The sequence below is a fragment of the Halobacterium salinarum DSM 3754 genome (genome assembly GCF_008124605.1).
GTDB lineage: Archaea > Halobacteriota > Halobacteria > Halobacteriales > Halobacteriaceae > Halobacterium > Halobacterium salinarum.
Genome location: NZ_VRYN01000002.1, coordinates 310,581 through 328,581, shown reverse-complemented (window position 1 = coordinate 328,581; position 18,001 = coordinate 310,581). Strand labels below are relative to the sequence as shown.

Sequence of the window (18,001 nt, the reverse complement as noted above, 5' to 3'; positions counted from 1 at the left end):
CTGGTTGGTATGAAAGCCGTCGTGCTCGCCGGCGGATACGCGACCCGGCTTTGGCCGATCACGAAAGACCGGCCGAAGATGTTCCTGCCGGTCGGCGACTCCACCGTCATCGATCGCATCTTCGCGGATCTCGAATCCGACGACCGCATCGACACCGTCTACGTCTCCACCAACGAGCGGTTCGCCGACGAGTTCCGCAGCCACCTCGCGGAGCGCTCCTTCGAGAAGCCGCAGCTGTCCGTCGAAGACACCACCGACGAGAACGAGAAGTTCGGCGTGATGGGCGCGCTCGCACAGCTCGTCGACCGCGAATCCATCACCGACGACCTGGTGGTGATCGCCGGCGACAACCTCATCTCCTTCGACGTTTCCGCGTTCGTGGACTTCTTCGCCGCGGACGACGCCGACAACCCCGCGATCGCCGCCTACGACGTGGGCAGCTACGAGCGCGCGCAGTCCTACGGGTTGGTCGAGCTGCACGGTGACGAGGTCATCAACTTCCAGGAGAAGCCCGACGACCCCAACAGCACGCTGGTCTCCATCGCGTGTTACGCCTACCCCGAATCGGTCGTCGAGGACATCGACACGTACCTCGCCGCCGACGGCAACCCCGACGAACCCGGGTGGTTCGTGGAGTGGCTGCAGGACCGCCAGTCCGTCCGCGCGTTCACGTTCGAAGGCGCCTGGTTCGACATCGGCACTCCGGAGTCGTACCTCGACGCCGTCGCGTGGACACTCGACGGCGACAGCATCGTCGCCGACGACGCCACCGTCTCCAACACCACCATCGGCGAGAACGTCCACGTGTTGCCCGGCGCCGAGCTGACCAACTCCACGGTTTCCAACAGCGTCATCTTCCCCGACGCCACGCTCCGGGACTGCGACGTCCGTAACTCCATCATCGACGAGGACACCGTCCTGGACTCCATCGACTTCTCGGGCGCGCTCATCGGCGCCCACACCACCATCGAGAACGGCCACGACGCGGACGGCCGCTAGCTACGGCCCGAGGCACGCCTCGGTGATCTCGATGTGCCCGCGGTCGCCCGCCCACACGGTCTCGTAATCGAGTCTGATCGGGCGGTCCATATGCGGGGCGTCGGTCACCAGCGTTTCGAACTCGCCGCCCTCGCCGAGCATGTGCACGCCGTACTCGTCGTTGAGCGCGGCGAGCGCCGCCAGCGCGTCACGGTCGAGGCGTCGCCCCAGCCACGATTTGTCGAGCCCGTAGGCCGCCACCTGAATGATGCGGATCTCGAACCCCGCTGTGAGCATCGCATCGGCCAGCTCGCGGGGCGGCTGCTGCCAGAGGGGTGCGTACAACTCACACCCAAGCCGGTCGCACATTCCCTCCATGCGGCTGGTCTGGAAGTCACTCTCGACGGCCCCCGCGATCACGCCCGCGAGCCCGTCGTCCAGGGTATCGGCTACGTCGGTCACGGCGTCCTCCAGCGGTTCGAGCTCGGTGTCGCCCTGCGCGCCCGCGTCGGCTACGTCCGCCGTCTCGAAGGCGTCCGGCGTCACGTTCACCACTGGGATGCCGATGCTCTCGGCGGCGAGCTCCGCGAGCCGCGTCGCCGGGACGTGGTACATGTACGAGTCGCTCTCCGGATGCACCGTCACCAGCCGGCCGACGTCCAAGCCGGCTTCAAGCGCCCGGTAGAGCGCCCACGAGGAGTCTTTGCCCCCGGAGAACAGGCCCACCCATTGTCCGTCAGTCATGCCGACGCGTTGTCCCACCAGCCCGATATACTTGCTCTTCGCGGCGTCACTGCTCGGCGGAGCGCTCCACGTCGCGGATCGTCACGCCCGAGACGTACGTCGCAACGCGAATCCCCGCAACGCTCACCAACACCCCCAACACGACGAACACCGCGAGCCGTTGCTCGGGGGAAACCTGGAACCCCCGCACGGAGAGCGCGCCCAGCGCGGCGCTCGGGGCAGTCAACGGGGCCACGATGCCGGCGCGCTCCATGAAGTACACCGCGAACCCGCGAACCACGAGACCAACCGCAAGCACGCCGAACGGCAGGTTCACGAACGACGTGCGCACGTCGTCGTTGCGGATGTACTCGTCGAACAGCCGGCCGCCGCTGGCGGTGAGCGCGCCCAACGTGACCCAGGGAATGCTGTAGTAGGTGAACGTCATCGCGGCCACAAGCCGGGACAGCCCTGCGGCCTGGTTCGTGAGCCCGAGCGCACCCGCAAACACACCCACGAGTCCGAGGCCGCCCGCGACGACGTACGTCACAATCGACACGCGCCCGGAGTACAACGCGTCCCGCGCCTGCCCGGGGAGCGCGGCCACGTACTCGTCGACCCCCAGGCCCTTGTACAGTAAGAACAACCCGATCACGGTGGTGATGCTGGCCGCTGCAACCGCGAGGCTGCCCGTCACCATCATCAACCCGGGGAACACGAGCAACACGATCCCGACCGGAACCAGCACGGTCTGGCGCAGTTCCTCGTCGGCGAGGAACTGCTTCAGGAGGTAGTACGTCGACTCCAAGTCCCGGGCCTGGCGCACGACCACGCGATCGACCGCGTCGACCTGAATGCGGCTTTCGACGATCGGCACGACGCGCTCGTCGGCCGCGCTGTCGACCACGACCACACAGGAGTCCGGGTCGTGGCGGTCCACGAGGCTGTCGAACTGTTGGGCGACCGACCGATCCGCGGTCACCCCGTCCCCGGTCGCCGACACCGCCGCCACCACGGCGTCGTCCGCGCCGTCCCGCAAGTCCCGCGTCACGCGCAACGCCTCCAGGAGGCAGTTGACACTCGCGTCCTCCGGATCGGCAACGCCCATATCCGTGACCAACGACTGTACGGCCTCCCAGCCGGCGATCGGCGTCCGCAGTCCGGTCTGTCGGGAAATATCACCGGCCCGGTCGACGCACACCACCAGCGTACGCATCTCTCGGTTCGACGGTTACGTCCCCATCACAAAAACTTCGCGGGGCTGCCACGGCCGACGGCACGCGAACCCGTTACAGGTGGCCGGACTTCTGGAGCTTGCGGAGGTCCTCGGTGTCGAGGGTCTCGCCCTCCTTGAACCGCTCGTAGATCTCCTCGGCTTCCTCGCGGGCTTCCTCCTGTTCTTGGGCGCGCTTGTCCTTCTCCTCTTCTTCTTCCTGCTTGTCGAGTTCACGCAGTCGCTTCTGGACCTCGACGAACGCCTCGTGGTGGGCGTCGGCCGCTTCCTGGGCTTCGACGAAGTCCTCGTGCATCTCGTCGGCCTCGTCCCGGATGTCGTCGGCCTCCCGATAGGCCTCGATCATCTGGTTGTGGTGCTCTTGGGCCTTGTCCGCGAGCTCCGTCACCTTCTCGTGGTGCTTGGAGGCTTCCGCTCGCACCGACTCGGCTTCCTCGACGAGCCCTTCCAGGTCGCCGGACTGGTCGAGTTTCTCCTCGCGGTCCTGGTACTCCTCGCGCTTCCCCTCGATCTTCTCGATGAGTTCGCGCTCGTCCTCGGTGGACAGGACTTCGGTCTGCTGCTTGAACTCCAGCTCCTCGATCTCCTCTTTGAGCTGTTCGAGGTCCTTGCCCTCGTCGAGCTCGAGGTCCTCTTTGCGCTGCTCGACCTCGTCGAACAGCTCGTTGGCGTCCGCGTTCAGATCGTTGCGGATCTCCTTGTGCTCCTGGACGCGCTCGTTGAGCTCGTCGCGCTTCTCGCGGTGCTCTTGGGCTTCGTCGACCTTCTCTCGGGTCTTGGCGTTCAGGTCGTCGCGCTCCGACGCCCGGGAGCTCGCGAGCTGATTCAGCTCGTTGCGCCGGTCGCGGAACTGGCCGGCGTTCTTGATGAGCTGGCCCTTGGATTTGTTCTGGAGTTCGTCGTCAGTAATGAGTTCGTCGGCGGTCGATACCTCGATGGTTGTTTCTTCCTCAGCCATTGTTCAAACCTCGATGCCATTCCGCTGGCGCGCTCGCGATAGCAGTCGCTCGAGAGGTCGTCCGTTCCGGTCGGAAGGAGAACGTCCTGTCATTCTCTCGGGCTGTACACGAACGCTCGCAGCGTTCAGGTGACAAGTAGTACTCCGGGATACCACTTAACGTTTGCGTGTGTCCGCCCCCCGTGCCTGCCACCCCCCTGCTGTCCGTGACCCCGCCCCCGAACGCCGTCCACAAGTGCGTTCGGCTGCTGCCCGGGTGTATGGATGTCTCCGTGAGTGCCACCGGCCACGACAACGTCACCGCACGCCACGACAGCACGCTCGAACTCACCACCGACGACTTCCTCACGCCGGCCGGCGACTGCATCCTCGGCATCGACGCTGACTGCTCGCCCGCGGCGTTCAGCGACGCGTTCGTCGCCGCCTGCCAGGACGCCGCCGCCACCATCACGCTCGTCCTCGATACGCCCCAGCACCGCGACGAAATCACGGGCTCGGGCCACCCCGACCTCACCTTCACCAACGACCGCAGCATGGTCGGCCGCACCAGCACGTACGTCGACGACCGCACGGTCTTCGTGGACGCCGACAAGGCCGCCGCGGACGTCGACCGCGAGCTGGTCGCTGCGCTCGCCGACGGCGCGCCGCTCACCGCCACGCTGCGCGTCGACTGACGGGACAGCCGCCCCGAACACCCGGGATTTAGGGGTGGCTCGCCCCGACCGTTCGGTATGGCTGATGAGCCAGCCGAGAACATCGCCGGTGGAGACGACAGCCGCCCGACCACGTTCGCGTCCGGCGCGGACCCGACGCAGGCAGCGCTCGTGGTCGACCGCCTGGGGGAGCTGTACTGGCAGAAAACCTACGGCGGCCGGGCCGCCTTCGAGTGTCTGGTGCGCACGGTTCTCAGCCAGAACACCAGCGACAAAGCCAGCCAACCCGCCCACGACGCGCTCATGCAGCGCTACGGCGCGGCCGCCGACGACCTCGCGGCGGCGCTCGCCGATGCCGACCAAGACGTGCTCGCGGACACGATCTCGATGGCGGGCCTCTACAACCAGAAGTCGGCCACGATCATCCGGATCGCCGACCGCGTCTGCGAGGAGTACGGCGGCGCGGACGGCTTCGACGCGTTCGTGCGCGAGGGCGACCCCGACGCCGTCCGGGCGGCGCTCCTGGACATGACCGGCGTGGGGCCGAAGACCGCCGACTGCGTGTTGCTGTTCGCCGGCGGCGCTCCCGGCGTGTTCCCCGTCGACACACACGTCCACCGGATCGCCCGGCGCATGGGGATCGCGCCCGCGGCCGCCGACCACGAGGCCGTCCGCGCCGCGCTCGAAGCCGCGGTTCCCGACGCCGCCTGCGGGTTCGGACACACCGCAATGATCCAGTTCGGCCGGGAGTACTGCACGGCACGCGACCCCGCCTGCCTCGACGATCCTGCGGCGTGCCCGCTGGCCGAACACTGCGATCGCGTCGGCGTCGACGCCGCCACCGGCGCGGTTGTCGACCCCGCCGACGCCGACTAACTCAGGACTGGGTGGCGTTGCGGGTGACGTTCCCCAGCGTGTCGGTGCCGATGGTCGCGTTCTCCAGGGACGTGTTGTTGGCGATCGTTTCGTTGCCCTCGTAACTGAACTCCGTGTCCGACGCCGGGCCGGCACTGAGGAACGGCAGGTTGAGCTCCCACTCCGCGCTCACGGAGAACCGCGAGAACGGATCAGAGAGGAACTCCTCCAGGGGCCCGATCCCGTCGAACTGCAACTGGAGGTCGATGACGATGACCCGGGTGTCGAGCGCGGTTCCGACCGCGCTGAACCCGAGATCACCGGCACCACCGAGGTTCGTCAACAGATCGAGGTGGAGCCAGAACGTGATGTGGGGGCTGTCACCCCCGACGTCGAACCGGTACCCGCCGTCACCGTCGACTTTCGGGCCGCTGCCCGCCTGCTGGGCGGCACCACCGCCGGTGAACGCGACGAGCACGACGATGGCCATTCCGATCGCGCGAAGCGGCGGGCGATTCACGCCAACACGTACCGGTGGTATGATAATAGACCTGTCGGAACACCGATCACAGTTGATAGGTCACCGCGACCACCGCCACGGCTGTGGCCGGCTACACGAACCGGAACGTTTCGAGGTTCTTCGGCGCGAACGTCCGCATGTTGAACTCGTGGTACAGCGCCGACGAGAGGTCCTGTGTGGAGGACTCGTCGCCGTGGACGCACAGCACTTTCTCCGGCCGGGGGTTCATCGTGCGCACGAAGTCTTCGAGGCCCTGGCGGTCGGCGTGTCCGGAGAAGCCGTCGACGGTTTCGACGCCCATGTTGAGTTGGAGGTGCTCGGTGCGGCCGCCGCTCCGAGAGTCGGGCATCGGGATCTTGTCCCGCCCGGACTGAATGCGGCGGCCAAGCGTGCCCTGGGCCTGGTAGCCGACGAACGTCAGCGTCGAATCGGGGTCCGGCGCGATGTGTTCGAGCCACGACATGATGGGGCCGCCGGAGACCATCCCCGACGTCGAGAGGATGATACACTGGTCGTCGTCGGCGACCGCTTGCCGTTCCTCCTCGCCGCCGTCGATGTGGTTGAACTGGGGCGCGAGGAACGGATTGGAGTCGCTGTGGAAGATGCGATCCCGGAGGTCGTCCCGGAGGTACTCGGGGTAGGTGGTGTGGATGGCAGTGGCCTCCCAGATCATGCCGTCGAGGTGGATGGGCATCTCGGGGATCTCGCCCTCCCGCATCGCCTCTTCGAGCACGAGCATCATCTCCTGGGACCGGCCGACGGCGAACGCCGGAATGAGGACCTTGCCGCCGTCCTCGTAGGTCTCGTTGATGACGCGTTTGAGTTTGCGCTCGGAGTCCTCCTGGTCGGTCTGGTAGTCGTTGCGGCCGCCGTACGTGGACTCCATCACGAGCGTCTCCACGCGCGGGAAGTCGTTGACAGCGCCGTTGAACAGTCGGGTGTCGTCGTAGTGAATGTCCCCGGAGAACGCGACGTTGTAGAGGCCGTCCCCGATGTGGAAATGGGAGACGGCCGACCCGAGGATGTGACCGGCGTTGTGGAACGTGAGTTTCACGTCCGGCGCGATGTCAGTGACATCGCCGTACTCCAGGGGGATGCAGTGCTTGATCGCTTCCCGCACCATCTCGGAGTCGTACGGCGGTGCCCGCCCCTCCTTCGCGGCCACGTCCAAGTAGTCCAGGGTCAACAGACCCATGAGGTCCCGGGTCGGCTCCGTGCAGTAGATCGGGCCGTCGTAGCCGTACTTGAACAGCAGCGGAATGAACGCCGAGTGGTCGAGGTGGGCGTGGGTCAAAATCACGGCGTCGATCGTGTTCGCGCCGCCCGCCAGCGCCTCCTGGACCTGCAGATACGGGACTTCGTCCTCGCTGCCGGGTTTGTCCCCGCAGTCGACGAGAATCCGCGTTTCCGGCGTCGAAAGCACGAAGCTGGCGCGCCCGACCTCGCGACAGCACCCCAGGGTCGTCACGCGCACGTACTCGTCGTCCTGCATCTCCTCACGGTGGATCTGGCGTCCGACCGTTTCGAGGATGTCGCGGCGCTCGTCGCGCTCCTGTTTGAGGAAGTTCCGGACGTTCGAGACCGTCGAGGACTCGATCGGGGGCGTGCGCACGACCTCCGGAGTCCACCCGGCTTCCTGTGTGATCTCCCGCAACGTGGAGCCGTGGCGGCCGATCACCATGCCGGGCTTCTCGGCTTCGATGACCACCTCGCCGGTGTCCTCGTGGAAATCCAGGTTCGTGACGCCGGCCTCCTCGGGGATCACGTCGAGGACGCGGTCGCGGGCGCGCTTCGGGCTGGAGAGTACCGCCGGGTCCGGCCGCACGGTGATGCGCTTCCGGAGCTTGGACGCCAGCCGGCGAACGAGGTCGCCGTCCTGTGCGAACTGTTTGGGGTCCCGGGTGTAGACGACGAGCTCGGGGCCTTCGTATTTGACATCGGTGACCGAGATGTCCGCCGGAATTTCGCTGACGATTTCGTCCTGTAACTCCTCAAGTTGACGGTCTACAGTACTCATAATCGGTTAACACGGGGTTCCCGAGTGTGGCGACACCGTCCGTAACGGACCTGCGACGATGTGGGCCGGTGTGCGCGGGGCCCAGGGGGCACGGTGGCAACCACAGCGGTATCATTGGCAGTAGTGAGATGCTGTTCCCGGCCGGCCGTCGGCCGGGCCGCGGGAACGATGTGGAAGAACCCGCTTGCAACCTGGTAGACAGTCAGGTTATAAAAGTCTTGGCAAACTATGTGTGCGATCCGACATGGCGGATCGCAGCCGCTCAGCGTGGGATGAAGTGACCGTTCGCGGAGCGCCGTCGACCGTTTCGGGGACGGTCAGCGGTCGCCGAGGCTGAGTTCGCCGTCCGGGAACTCCGGCGGGTCCGTGGGCTCGTTCGTGGCCTGGAGGGAGCGCTCTACGTCGCGCTTGCGGAGTTGTTCGCGCTTCTTTTTGCCAGTGCGTTCGCGACCACGTTTCGTGTCGCCCATACTGTGTGGCACGTAACCATACTACTTAGTCTTCGTGGTGGATGTGCATTGTTCACATGGACGTTGGCGGGCGGGAGACGCTTCACGGGATTTAAGAGCGCGTCAGGCGAGTGTTCCAGCAATGAGCGACGACGATCAGGAACTCGGCATCACCGAGTCCAAGGAACACAGCCCCGGCGACTGGTACGCCGAGGTCGTCCAGAAGGCGGGGCTGGCGGACTACGCGCCGATGGGCGGGTTCATCGTTACCCGGCCCCGCGGCTACGCCCTCTGGGAAGCGATCCAGGACAACCTCGACGGCTGGTTCAAGGACACCGGCGTCGAGAACGCCTACTTCCCGATGTTCATCCCCAAGGACTACCTCGAACGCGAGAAGGACATCGTGGAGGGATTCGACCCCGAGGTCGCGTGGGTGACACAGGGCGGCCACGATGACCTCGACCAGCGCCTCGCGGTCCGTCCCACCTCGGAATCGATCATCGCGCCGTATCTCTCCCAGTGGGTGCGCTCGCACCGCGACCTCCCGCTGCGCGTGAACCAGTGGAACTCCGTGGTGCGCTGGGAGGCCACGGAGACCAAGCCGTTCTTCCGCACCAAGGAGTTCCTCTGGCAGGAGGGCCACACCGCCCACGCCACCGACGAAGCCGCGTGGGCGGAGACGACGCTGCGCCTCGACCAGTACCACCGCCTCTACGAGGACGTGTTGGGCATCCCGGTGTTGCGCGGGCGCAAGCCCGACCACGACAAGTTCCCCGGCGCGGACACCACCATGTCCGTCGAGGCGCTGATGCCCGACGGGAAATCCGTGCAGGGCGGCACCAGCCACCACCTCGGGCAGTCGTTCGCCGACGCCTTCGACATCACGTTCGCCGACGAGGACGAGGCCGAACGCACCGCGTACACCACCTCCTGGGGGTTGTCCTGGCGCGCCATCGGCGCGCTCGTCATGAGCCACAGCGACGACCAGGGACTGGTGTTGCCGCCGACGGTCGCGCCCAAGCAGGTCGTCATCGTCCCCATCTGGCAGGAAGACACCAAAGACGATGTCGAACAGTACGGCGCCGAGATCGCCGCGGAGCTCGAAGCACAGGGCGTGCGCGTGCACTTCGACGACCGCGACGGCCGCAACCCCGGCTTCAAGTTCAACGAGTGGGAGCTCAACGGCGTGCCCGTGCGCTTCGAGATCGGGCCGAACGAGGTCGAGGACGACGAGGTCACCGTGGTCCACCGGCCCGACGGGGAAAGCACCGTCGAGGACCGGGCGGCCATCGCCGACCGCGTCCACGACCACCTCGACGAGGTCTACGACAAGCTCTACGACGCGGCCGCCGACCGCCTTGCGGAGAACGTCCGGGAGGCGGACAACCGCGCCGACATCCTGGGCACCATCGGCCAGCACGGCGGCTACGTGAAGGCACCGTGGTGTGGCGACCAGGACTGTGAGGCCGAGATCAAAGACCAGATCGCCGCCGAGATCGTGATGGTGCCCCTGGGCGAGGACTCCGCGGCGCGCGCGGCCTCCGAGTTAGAGGGTGAGCGCGTGCCCGAGCCCGACCACGACGGCGAAGACTGTGCGATCTGCGGCGACGAGGCCACGCGGACGGCGTACTTCGCGAAGTCCTACTGACTCCCCCAGGCCGCCGTATGTTCAATCGGTGTTTTAGTCCTCGTAACCGTTTCTTGCGTGTGGGACGATGGTCGATGTATGAAGCGACGTGCATTCCTCGCGACTGCCGCAGTGCTTACAACAACGGGCTGTCTCGGTCGAACCGACAGCGTGAGTGACTCCGACGACACCGACGACTGTCCGACCATGCACAGCGACAACGACGCCGTCGACACCGTGGTGTGTGCCGGCGCGTCCGACGGCCACCCGATCACGTTCACCCAGGACCAGACCACCGTCTCCAGGGGCGGCGTCGTCCCCGTCACGCTGGGCAACGACGACGCCGACGAGATCGGACTGAACCCCCACGACTGGACGGTCTACCGGGAGACCGACAGCGGCTGGAAGACGGTCAGAGAGGACCCCGTCATCCAGCCGTGGACGACGCTCTCCGCGGGCGACCGCATCCACTGGCGGGTCGGGGTCGGTGACGCGGACCCCGATACCAGCGATGACACCGTCTACGGCGACGTGCTGGATCTGGCGTCGGGGTCGCGGTACGCGTTCTCGACCATCGTCGACGTCGACGACGAGCAGACCGCCCTGGTCGCGCCGTTCACCGTCGAATAGCCACCACTTTTGCGTTCCGCGCCGTCCCCCGGCGTATGGACACGGCACTTGTGATCGGCGGCACGCGGTTCATCGGCCGCCACCTCGTCGCGGAGCTGCTGGCCCACGACTACGACGTGACGACGTTCAACCGGGGGACCCACGACAACCCGTTCGCCGACGACGACCGCGTCGCCCGCGTCGAGGGCGACCGCACCGAGCGCCGCGCCCTCCTCGACGCCAAGCGGACGGTCGATCCGGATGCCGTCTTCGACTGCGTGGCGTACAAGCCCCGTGACGTGGAGTCCGCGACCGACATCTTCGGCGACGTCGACGCCTACGTCTACGTCTCCAGCGGCGCGGCGTACGCCGCCGAAGAGGTGCCCAAACGCGAGGGCGAAACCCGATTGGAGTCCTGTTCTGCCGAGGAAGCCACCGACGACTCGTCGGCGACCTACGGCGCGCGGAAGGCCGCCGGCGACCGCATCGTCTTCGAGGCCGCCGCCCGCGGGGTGCCGGCGATGGCGGTGCGCCCGCCGGTCGTCTACGGCCCCCACGACTACACCGAACGGCTCGCGTACTGGGTTGAGCGGGTCGCCGAACGCGACGAGATCGTCGTGCCCGGGGATGGCACGAACCTCTGGCAGCGCGTCTACGTCGAGGACGTGGCTCGCGGCCTTCGGCTGGTCGCCGAGGACGGCGAGCCGGGCGAGGCGTACAACGTCGGCGACCGCAACGCCGTCACCCTCGACGGCATGCTCGATCTGATCGCGGACGCCCTCGACACGAGCGTCGAGCGCTCGTATACGAGTCCCCGCGAACTCTCCATCGTCGACCTCGGCCCCGGTGAGTTCCCGCTGTACCGCGACGCCCCCCACGTGCTCGACACCACCAAGATCGCCGAGCTGGGCTACGAGTCGACGCCGCCGGCCGAGGCGATGCAGCGCACGGTCGATGCCCACCGCGAGCACGGCCGCACCGGTGACGACAACGGCCCCGACCGCGAAACGGAAGACCGGCTGCTGGACGTGCTGGACACGGTCTGAGGGCCGATACACGAGCCGCAGTCACGAACCTGCCGGAGCGCTTTTGCCGCCCGTCGACGGCGACCTCGCTGGCCTCTGCGTGAAACCCGACGACCGCCGCGGGGAGCGACCGGCTCGCCGACGAGTAGGTTTTTACTCGTCCCCGAGGGAGTCCCGGTATGTTCGAGAAGTCGACGTGGATCCGGCTCCCGCGGAACGTTGTCGTCGGGCACGGCGTGCTCGACGACGCGGTGGAGGTCGTCCGCGACACCCACCTGACGGGGCGGCCACTCGTGGTGACGAGTCCGACGCCGAAGACGGTGGCCGCGGAGAACGTCGTCGCGCAGTTCGAAGCCGTCGGCGACGACCCGGCCGTCGTGGTCGTCGAGGAGGCGACGTTTAACTCCGTCGAGCGGGTGCTCGGTGAGGCCGAGGCCGTCGACCCCGGCTACCTCGTGGGGGTCGGCGGTGGGAAAGCGATCGACATCGCGAAGCTGGCCAGCGACCACCTGAACGTCGGGTTCGTGAGCGTGCCGACGGCGGCGAGCCACGACGGCATCGTCTCCGGTCGGGGGTCGGTCCCCGAGGGCGACACCCGCCACTCGGTGTCGGCCGCCCCGCCGCTGGCGGTCATCGCTGACACCGGCGTCATCGCCGACGCGCCCTGGGAGTTGACGACGGCCGGCTGTGCGGACATCATTTCGAACTACACCGCGGTCAAAGACTGGCGGCTGGCCAACCGCCTCCAGCACGTCCCGTACAGCGAGTACGCCGGCGCGCTCTCCCAGATGACCGCCGAGATGCTCGTGGACAACGCCGCCAACATCAAGCCCGAACTCGAGGAGTCGGCGTGGGTCGTGGTGAAGGCACTGGTGTCCTCGGGCGTTGCGATGTCGATCGCGGACTCCTCGCGGCCCGCCTCGGGCAGCGAGCACCTGTTCAGCCACCAACTCGACCGCATCGCGCCCGGGAAAGCCCTCCACGGCCACCAGGTGGGCGTCGGCTCCATCCTCGCGGAGTACCTCCACTCCGGCCAGGAGGGGCAGTGGATGGCGGTCCGGGACGCGCTGGCGAGCCTGGACGCGCCGACGACCGCCGACGAGCTCGGCGTCGCCGACGACGAGGTACTGGCGGCACTCACCTCCGCCCACGAGATCCGGGACCGATACACGATCCTCGGGGGCGGCATCAGCGAGGTGGCCGCCCGCGAGGCCGCCAGCCGCACGGGCGTCATCTGAGCGCGGCGCGCAGCCGCCACAGTGCCACCCCGCCGACGACCACGCGCGTGCCGTACGTCGCCACCCGGAACAACACGAGCGCCGACGCCAACGTCGCCAGCGCGTGCCCGGTGAGTGCCGCGATGACGCCGCCCAGCGCGGCGTCAACCGGACCCAGACCGCCCGGCACGGGGACGACGTGCGCGAACCCCGCAACCGGGAGCGCCACCAGCGCCACCGCCGGCGACACCCACAACCCCACCGCGTGGAGGCACAACACCAGCGCCAGCGCGCTGCACAGCCACGCCGCGTGCGCCGCCCCGGTCACGGCGGCGAGCCGCTGTGGGGTTCGCGCGAGCACGCCGACGCTTTCGAGGGCGGCGTCCAGCCCGGCGCGGACGCGCTCCCGCGTGGGCGGCTCCCAGCGCCCAGGGAGCACGCGCGCGACGCCCGCCAGCAGCCACACCGCGAGGCCGACCACGAGGCGTCGCCGCCGAACCACGAGCGCCCCCGCAGCCACGCCAGTCACACACACGCCGCCGAACGCGGCGGCCACCAGTCCCGCGGTTTCGACGGCCCCGCCGGCCGCGAGCACGCCGGCCACCCCAGCCACCGCCACCGTCGCCGACGCAGCCATCTTCGCCACCTCCCAGCCGGTGACGCCGCCGACAGCCTGCGCCGTGGTGGCGGCGTCGCTTCGCCCCACCACGTACGCAGTGAACGCAGCCTTCCCGAGGCCGCCGGCGGGCAGCACAGCGCCCACGAACATGCCGCCGACCGCGGCCCGGCACGCCAGCCGCCGATCGGGAGCAACCCGGGACACGCCCATCGCAACCCGGACCCCGTCAGCGCTGACGGCCGTTCCCGCAAGCGACGCCAGCACGGCGAGCGCGACGACCGCCGGCTCGGCGCTCGCCAGGCCCGCGGCCACCTGCCGCCAGCCGACGGCGTACAGCAGCCCGGCGACTGCACTGCCAGCCACCACGAACCTGGCGACTGCGCGGCGCCAACGGGACGCTGTGCGGCGACGGAAACCAGCCACACGCGTGGGTCACGCCGTCGGTCAATGAGCGTTGTGGTCGCTGAGGCGGCGCCGCCGGGCGCTGACCGACGGGTGAAGCGCGAGCGCGCCGGCCACCCGCCCGCGCTCCGCCGCCGCGGCGTCCCGTGGTGCGACCGCCGCCAGCGCGCGCGCCATCGCCACCGCCGTGACGTGCCGGGCAGCGTACGCGTCCGCGTCGAACTCCGTCCACCGGATGACGGGGCCGACCGCAACCAGGAGCACGGCCGACGCCACCGCTGCGCCACCCGCGCCCACGGCGACGGCGCTGCTGGCGACGCACAGCAGCGGTGCCAGCGCCGTCACAACGGCGAGCAGCCGCAGCCCGAGGTGGCCGCGATGGTGGTGGCCGGCCTCGTGGGCGATCACCGCCGCCGCCGCGCCGTCGTCGAGGCGCTCGAACACCGCCGCCGTGACGAACACACACCGGAAACCGGGCACCACACCGGTCGCGACCGCGTTCGGGCCGAGGCCGCCCGACGCATCCACGACGCGGAGGCGGAGGTCTCGCGCGCATGCCGGCACGCACGCTCGCTCGCGCTCGGTCGGGGTGCCAACGGCGGGATGCCCCCCGGCGAGTACGGGGCCGACGGCCGCGATCCCGACCGCCGCCGCCAGGATCGCGGCGAGCCTCGGGAGGCCCGCTGGGGCTGCGACCCACGCGGCAACCACCGCGAACGCCGGCAGCGCCACCGCGCACACGACGAGGAGATACCGGCGGACGGTGCGGCGGTAGTCCACGGCCGTCCGTGTGACTGCCGCCCACGCCGGCCGGGTGCCCAGGTGAACCGCCAGCGCAGGCCCCACACCCCCGACAGCCACCATGCTCGCGAGGCCGACGAGCACGCCACCCCCCGGGGGACCGGGGACGGCTGCGGGGACGGCGTCCGCGAGCAGCGACTCCATGGCGACGGCCAGCCCGGTCAGCGCAGCGACCGCCTGGAGGGCGCGGTTCGCGCGCCGCAGCCGCGCCGTGGCGGCCGCTCGGCCGGGCCGGCGGATGGCGGCGCGCGCCGCCAGGCGGGCAACGGCGTACGAGAGGCCGGGCAGCACGCCGAGCACGACCGCATGCATCACGTCGGTGTGTCGCTCCCGGACCACTAAAGCTATGCGTGGTCGTCGAGGAAGTCCACGACCGCCCGGTAGGCCGCCTGCTTGTTCGCACGCTTGCTGAACCCGTGGCCCTCGTCGTCGAAGACGTGCTTCTCGACGGGGACGTGGGCGCTGGCCTGCTCGACGATGCGTTCGGCCTCCCCCACCGGCACCCGGGGGTCGTTGGCGCCGTGTAACACGAGCAACGGGGCGCGGATCCGGTCGGCGTTGTTCGTCGGGCTGATGGATTCGAGGAACTCGCGGTCCGCGTCGAGGCTGCCGTACTCCGACTCGCGGTGTTCGCGCCGCCAGTCGCCGGTGTTCTCCAGGAACGTCACGAAGTTGGCGATCCCCACGATGTCGACGCCGGCCGCCCACAGCTCGGGGTATTCGGTCAGCGACGCCAACACCATGAACCCGCCGTAGGAGCCGCCGTACGCGACCACGCGGTCCGCGTCGATGTCGGTGCGGGCGGTGAGCCACTCGACGCCCGCCTTCCCGTCGGCGACGGCGTCCATCCGGTTGCGGACGTTGTCGAGGTTCATGTACGTCGCCCCGTAGCCCGACGACCCGCGCACGTTCGGCTCGAAGACGGCGTAGCCGTTGTCCACGAAGTACTGGCGCAGCGACAGGAACGAGGGGCGGCGCTGGCCCTCGGGGCCGCCGTGGAAGTCCACGATGACCGGGTGCGGGCCGTCGCCGTCGGGGCGCGTGAACAGCGCCGGGATCTCGCGGCCGTCGAACGTCTCGTAGCGGACCAACTCCGGCTCGCGGAACGTCGACTTCGGGATGCCGGCCGTGGCCGCGTTCGTCCACTGTGTGGCGGCGCCGGTGGCGACATCGACCACGAAGACGTTCGGGTTCTCGGTGGCGGCCGAAACCACGACGGCGAGCGTGTCACCGTCCGGCCCCCAGGAAAGCCCCCTGATCACGCCGTCGGGGAGTTCCGGGGTGGGCTGCTCGGTGAGGGTGGTGCCGGCGGCGTCGGCGATGGTGAGTTCGCTGTACCCGTCACGGTTCCGAACGTACGCCAGCCGGCCGGCGTCGTGGGCCGTGACGACCGCCTCGATCGGCCAATCGCCGCCGTCAGCCACCCGCGAGATGGCCCCCGTCTCGGGGTCGAGCAGCCCCAGATACCGGGTGTCGGCGTCGTGGTCGGTGGTGACGTAGACGCCGCCGCCGTCGGGTGCCCACGCTACCCATGAGAACCGCGTGTCGGCGTCGAGCCCTGCGGTTGCGCGCGTGATCTCGCCCGTGTCCACGTCCAGCACGGCAACGTCCTGGTCGAAATTCGAGTGCGTGTCGACGACCAGCAGGCGGTCGTCGCTGGGGCTCCACCCCACGACCGACGGCAGGTCGAACGTGTCCCCCACGCGCACGCAGTCGGCGTTGGCACCCGCCTCGTCGCGCCCCTGGACGTACACGTCGAATCGACTGGCGTCACGGCGGTTGGCGGTGTACGCGATCCGGTCGCCGTCGTGGCTCCAGCCACCCCAGTCGTGTTTCGCGTCCGGGAACGCGGTCAACTGCACGTCCTCGCTGCCGTCGCCGGACACCCGATGCAGTTGCGTGAACTCGTCGCCGCCCGTGTCCATCCCGTAGGCGAGTTCCTCGCGGGTCGGTGAGAACGACGCCCACTGCACGCGCTCGTCGTGAAACGTCAGCTGTGTCGGCCACGCCCCGGGGGCACCGAGAGCCCACACTTGTGCGGTCCCGGTCGTGCCCAGTGTGAACGCCAACTCGCCCGTCGGCCCGTACGTCGGGTCGCCGGCCCCCCGAATATCGAGATACCGCTCGATGTCGTATGCCATACGCACGCGTCTCGGGGCCACGCGTTATCCGTTCGGGTTCCGGCAGCCCGCTGACGGCCCCGAACGGAACGGTTTTTATCGCCGTGTTTCGTCCCCGAGAGTATGCGCGTGGCGTTCGTCTCGGAGACAACCACCCACCACGAGCACGGCGACGACCTCGACCGGCTCGCGTTGCTCGCGGACTGCCTGCTCGACCGCGGCCACGACGTCCACGTCTGCTGTGCGCAGTGGTGGGACGGCCAGCCCGACGTCTTCGACTACGACGGGGTGACGTACCACGCGGTGACGCCCGACCGCGGCCAGCGGTGGTTCGCGCCCAAAGCCGCCGGCATGGTGCGCACGCTCGGCCCCGACGTGGTGCACGCGACCAGCCGAACGCCCGGCCACGTCTACGGCGCGCGCTGGGGGGCGTTGCTGGCCGGCGCGCCCCTCGTCGTCGACTGGTACGACACCCCCGAGGCGCACGGCGGCCTGACGGGGCGCGCGTACGGCTACGCCGCCCGCAAGCCCGCGGTCGTCGTGACGCCGTCCCGAACGGTCAAAACGGCGGTTCGCGAGCACGGCGGGCGCACCGACGCGATCCGCGTCCTCCCCACGGGGATCGACATGGACCGCATCCGGCACGCCGTCCCCGGTGGCGGCGGCGACATCGTCTGCAGCCGCCGTCTCGACGGCGACGCCAACGTCGAATCCCTGTTCCTCGCGCTCGCGGAGTTCCGCGAGTACGACTGGAACTGCACCATCGTCGGCGACGGCCCGGCTCGCGCCGACTACGAGCGCCAGGCCCGCGACCTCCGGATCGCCGACCGCGTTGATTTCGTCGGGGACTGCACGGTCGACGAGCGCGTCGAGATATTCAAAAACGCTCACGTCTACGTTCACACCGCCGAGAAAACGCCGTTCGCGCACGACCTGCTGCGGGCGCTGGCGTGTGGCTGCGTCGGGATCGTCGAGTACCATGCCGAGTCGTCGGCCCACGAGCTCATCGAGACGTACCCGCGTGGGTTCCGCGCGACCAGCGACGAGGAGATCACCGAATGCCTGGTGCAGGCGGGCGACCTCGAACGCAAGGCCGTTGACGAGTCGTTCGCCGAGCACGACCACGAGCAGTTCCTCGACACCTACCTCACGGCGTACGCGGACGCACAGGCCGCGACCGGACTGTTCTGAGGG

General features: G+C 68.9%; 17 protein-coding genes. 8 read left to right on the top strand and 9 right to left on the bottom strand.

Translation table 11 applies throughout. The annotated features are described in order from the left end of the window. Nucleotides 1–9: 9 nt before the first annotated feature. Complete coding sequence (locus APQ99_RS06795) at nt 10–999, top strand: sugar phosphate nucleotidyltransferase (RefSeq protein ID WP_012289150.1); 990 nt, start codon at nt 10–12, stop codon at nt 997–999. Here the strand turns inward: APQ99_RS06795 and APQ99_RS06790 are convergent, their stop codons facing one another. From APQ99_RS06790 to APQ99_RS06780, 3 genes are all read right to left on the bottom strand, one after another. Continuing rightward, nucleotides 1,000–1,722 carry a diphthine--ammonia ligase gene (locus tag APQ99_RS06790; protein WP_010902243.1) on the bottom strand — a complete coding sequence of 241 codons (723 nt, stop codon included), beginning with the start codon at nt 1,720–1,722 and terminating at the stop codon, nt 1,000–1,002. 46 nt (nt 1,723–1,768) lie between these two features. Next, nucleotides 1,769–2,917: a DUF373 family protein gene (locus tag APQ99_RS06785; RefSeq protein ID WP_010902244.1), complete on the bottom strand. Its 1,149-nt coding sequence runs from the start codon at nt 2,915–2,917 to the stop codon at nt 1,769–1,771. Nucleotides 2,918–2,990: 73 nt separating this feature from the next. Continuing rightward, nucleotides 2,991–3,893 carry a coiled-coil protein gene (locus tag APQ99_RS06780; protein ID WP_010902245.1) on the bottom strand — a complete coding sequence of 301 codons (903 nt, stop codon included), beginning with the start codon at nt 3,891–3,893 and terminating at the stop codon, nt 2,991–2,993. A gap of 260 nt (nt 3,894–4,153) precedes the next feature. Here APQ99_RS06780 and APQ99_RS06775 point away from each other — a divergent pair, with 260 nt between their 5' ends. Both APQ99_RS06775 and APQ99_RS06770 read left to right on the top strand, forming a co-directional pair. Beyond that, on the top strand, nt 4,154–4,567 hold the full coding sequence (locus tag APQ99_RS06775; protein ID WP_010902246.1) for a DUF371 domain-containing protein: 414 nt from the start codon (nt 4,154–4,156) through the stop codon (nt 4,565–4,567). A 57-nt stretch (nt 4,568–4,624) separates the two neighbouring features. Further along, complete coding sequence (locus APQ99_RS06770) at nt 4,625–5,422, top strand: endonuclease III domain-containing protein (RefSeq protein ID WP_010902247.1); 798 nt, start codon at nt 4,625–4,627, stop codon at nt 5,420–5,422. A gap of 1 nt (nt 5,423) precedes the next feature. Here APQ99_RS06770 and APQ99_RS06765 read toward each other — a convergent pair whose 3' ends face one another. From APQ99_RS06765 to APQ99_RS12560, 3 genes are all read right to left on the bottom strand, one after another. After that, a complete protein-coding gene (locus APQ99_RS06765) occupies nt 5,424–5,921 on the bottom strand; it encodes a DUF7332 family protein (RefSeq protein WP_227970910.1) in 498 nt (165 codons plus the stop codon). Between the two features lie 91 nt (nt 5,922–6,012). Further along, a complete protein-coding gene (locus tag APQ99_RS06760) occupies nt 6,013–7,938 on the bottom strand; it encodes a beta-CASP ribonuclease aCPSF1 (protein ID WP_010902249.1) in 1,926 nt (641 codons plus the stop codon). 317 nt (nt 7,939–8,255) lie between these two features. After that, nucleotides 8,256–8,408 carry a hypothetical protein gene (locus APQ99_RS12560; RefSeq protein WP_010902250.1) on the bottom strand — a complete coding sequence of 51 codons (153 nt, stop codon included), beginning with the start codon at nt 8,406–8,408 and terminating at the stop codon, nt 8,256–8,258. A 121-nt stretch (nt 8,409–8,529) separates the two neighbouring features. Here APQ99_RS12560 and proS point away from each other — a divergent pair, with 121 nt between their 5' ends. The 4 genes from proS (at nt 8,530) to APQ99_RS06740 (ending at nt 12,886) form a co-directional block, all read left to right on the top strand. Then, a complete protein-coding gene (gene proS, locus APQ99_RS06755; RefSeq protein WP_136361090.1) occupies nt 8,530–10,035 on the top strand; it encodes a proline--tRNA ligase in 1,506 nt (501 codons plus the stop codon). A 150-nt stretch (nt 10,036–10,185) separates the two neighbouring features. Continuing rightward, the gene (locus tag APQ99_RS06750; RefSeq protein WP_227970911.1) at nt 10,186–10,644 is read left to right on the top strand and encodes a hypothetical protein; all 459 of its coding nucleotides are present in this window, start codon (nt 10,186–10,188) and stop codon (nt 10,642–10,644) included. Nucleotides 10,645–10,679: 35 nt separating this feature from the next. Continuing rightward, nucleotides 10,680–11,669: an SDR family oxidoreductase gene (locus tag APQ99_RS06745; RefSeq protein WP_010902253.1), complete on the top strand. Its 990-nt coding sequence runs from the start codon at nt 10,680–10,682 to the stop codon at nt 11,667–11,669. Nucleotides 11,670–11,827: 158 nt separating this feature from the next. Then, entirely contained in the window at nt 11,828–12,886 is a 1,059-nt protein-coding gene (locus APQ99_RS06740) for an NAD(P)-dependent glycerol-1-phosphate dehydrogenase (RefSeq protein ID WP_010902254.1), read from the top strand. Here APQ99_RS06740 and APQ99_RS06735 read toward each other — a convergent pair. The 3 genes from APQ99_RS06735 to APQ99_RS06725 form a co-directional block, all read right to left on the bottom strand. After that, entirely contained in the window at nt 12,879–13,847 is a 969-nt protein-coding gene (locus tag APQ99_RS06735; protein WP_081422757.1) for a lysylphosphatidylglycerol synthase domain-containing protein, read from the bottom strand. The two genes, APQ99_RS06740 and APQ99_RS06735, sit on opposite strands and share 8 nt — an antisense overlap. An 81-nt stretch (nt 13,848–13,928) precedes the next feature. Next, complete coding sequence (locus tag APQ99_RS06730) at nt 13,929–14,999, bottom strand: M48 family metalloprotease (RefSeq protein WP_010902256.1); 1,071 nt, start codon at nt 14,997–14,999, stop codon at nt 13,929–13,931. A gap of 32 nt (nt 15,000–15,031) precedes the next feature. Next, on the bottom strand, nt 15,032–16,828 hold the full coding sequence (locus APQ99_RS06725) for a S9 family peptidase (protein ID WP_010902257.1): 1,797 nt from the start codon (nt 16,826–16,828) through the stop codon (nt 15,032–15,034). 102 nt (nt 16,829–16,930) lie between these two features. Between APQ99_RS06725 and APQ99_RS06720 the strand changes: the two genes are divergently transcribed. Continuing rightward, on the top strand, nt 16,931–17,998 hold the full coding sequence (locus tag APQ99_RS06720; RefSeq protein WP_010902258.1) for a glycosyltransferase family 4 protein: 1,068 nt from the start codon (nt 16,931–16,933) through the stop codon (nt 17,996–17,998). Nucleotides 17,999–18,001 lie beyond the last annotated feature (3 nt).

What these genes read in the sequence shown, in the direction of transcription:
- APQ99_RS06760 (WP_010902249.1), bottom strand. Translation starts at nt 7,938, where the DNA reads ATGAGTACTGTAGACCGTCAACTTGAGGAGTTACAGGACGAAATCGTC.
- APQ99_RS06785 (WP_010902244.1), bottom strand. Translation starts at nt 2,917, where the DNA reads ATGCGTACGCTGGTGGTGTGCGTCGACCGGGCCGGTGATATTTCCCGA.
- proS (WP_136361090.1), top strand. Translation starts at nt 8,530, where the DNA reads ATGAGCGACGACGATCAGGAACTCGGCATCACCGAGTCCAAGGAACAC.
- APQ99_RS06730 (WP_010902256.1), bottom strand. Translation starts at nt 14,999, where the DNA reads ATGCATGCGGTCGTGCTCGGCGTGCTGCCCGGCCTCTCGTACGCCGTT.
- APQ99_RS12560 (WP_010902250.1), bottom strand. Translation starts at nt 8,408, where the DNA reads ATGGGCGACACGAAACGTGGTCGCGAACGCACTGGCAAAAAGAAGCGC.
- APQ99_RS06745 (WP_010902253.1), top strand. Translation starts at nt 10,680, where the DNA reads ATGGACACGGCACTTGTGATCGGCGGCACGCGGTTCATCGGCCGCCAC.
- APQ99_RS06720 (WP_010902258.1), top strand. Translation starts at nt 16,931, where the DNA reads ATGCGCGTGGCGTTCGTCTCGGAGACAACCACCCACCACGAGCACGGC.
- APQ99_RS06775 (WP_010902246.1), top strand. Translation starts at nt 4,154, where the DNA reads ATGGATGTCTCCGTGAGTGCCACCGGCCACGACAACGTCACCGCACGC.
- APQ99_RS06740 (WP_010902254.1), top strand. Translation starts at nt 11,828, where the DNA reads ATGTTCGAGAAGTCGACGTGGATCCGGCTCCCGCGGAACGTTGTCGTC.
- APQ99_RS06795 (WP_012289150.1), top strand. Translation starts at nt 10, where the DNA reads ATGAAAGCCGTCGTGCTCGCCGGCGGATACGCGACCCGGCTTTGGCCG.
- APQ99_RS06725 (WP_010902257.1), bottom strand. Translation starts at nt 16,828, where the DNA reads ATGGCATACGACATCGAGCGGTATCTCGATATTCGGGGGGCCGGCGAC.
- APQ99_RS06780 (WP_010902245.1), bottom strand. Translation starts at nt 3,893, where the DNA reads ATGGCTGAGGAAGAAACAACCATCGAGGTATCGACCGCCGACGAACTC.
- APQ99_RS06770 (WP_010902247.1), top strand. Translation starts at nt 4,625, where the DNA reads ATGGCTGATGAGCCAGCCGAGAACATCGCCGGTGGAGACGACAGCCGC.
- APQ99_RS06790 (WP_010902243.1), bottom strand. Translation starts at nt 1,722, where the DNA reads ATGACTGACGGACAATGGGTGGGCCTGTTCTCCGGGGGCAAAGACTCC.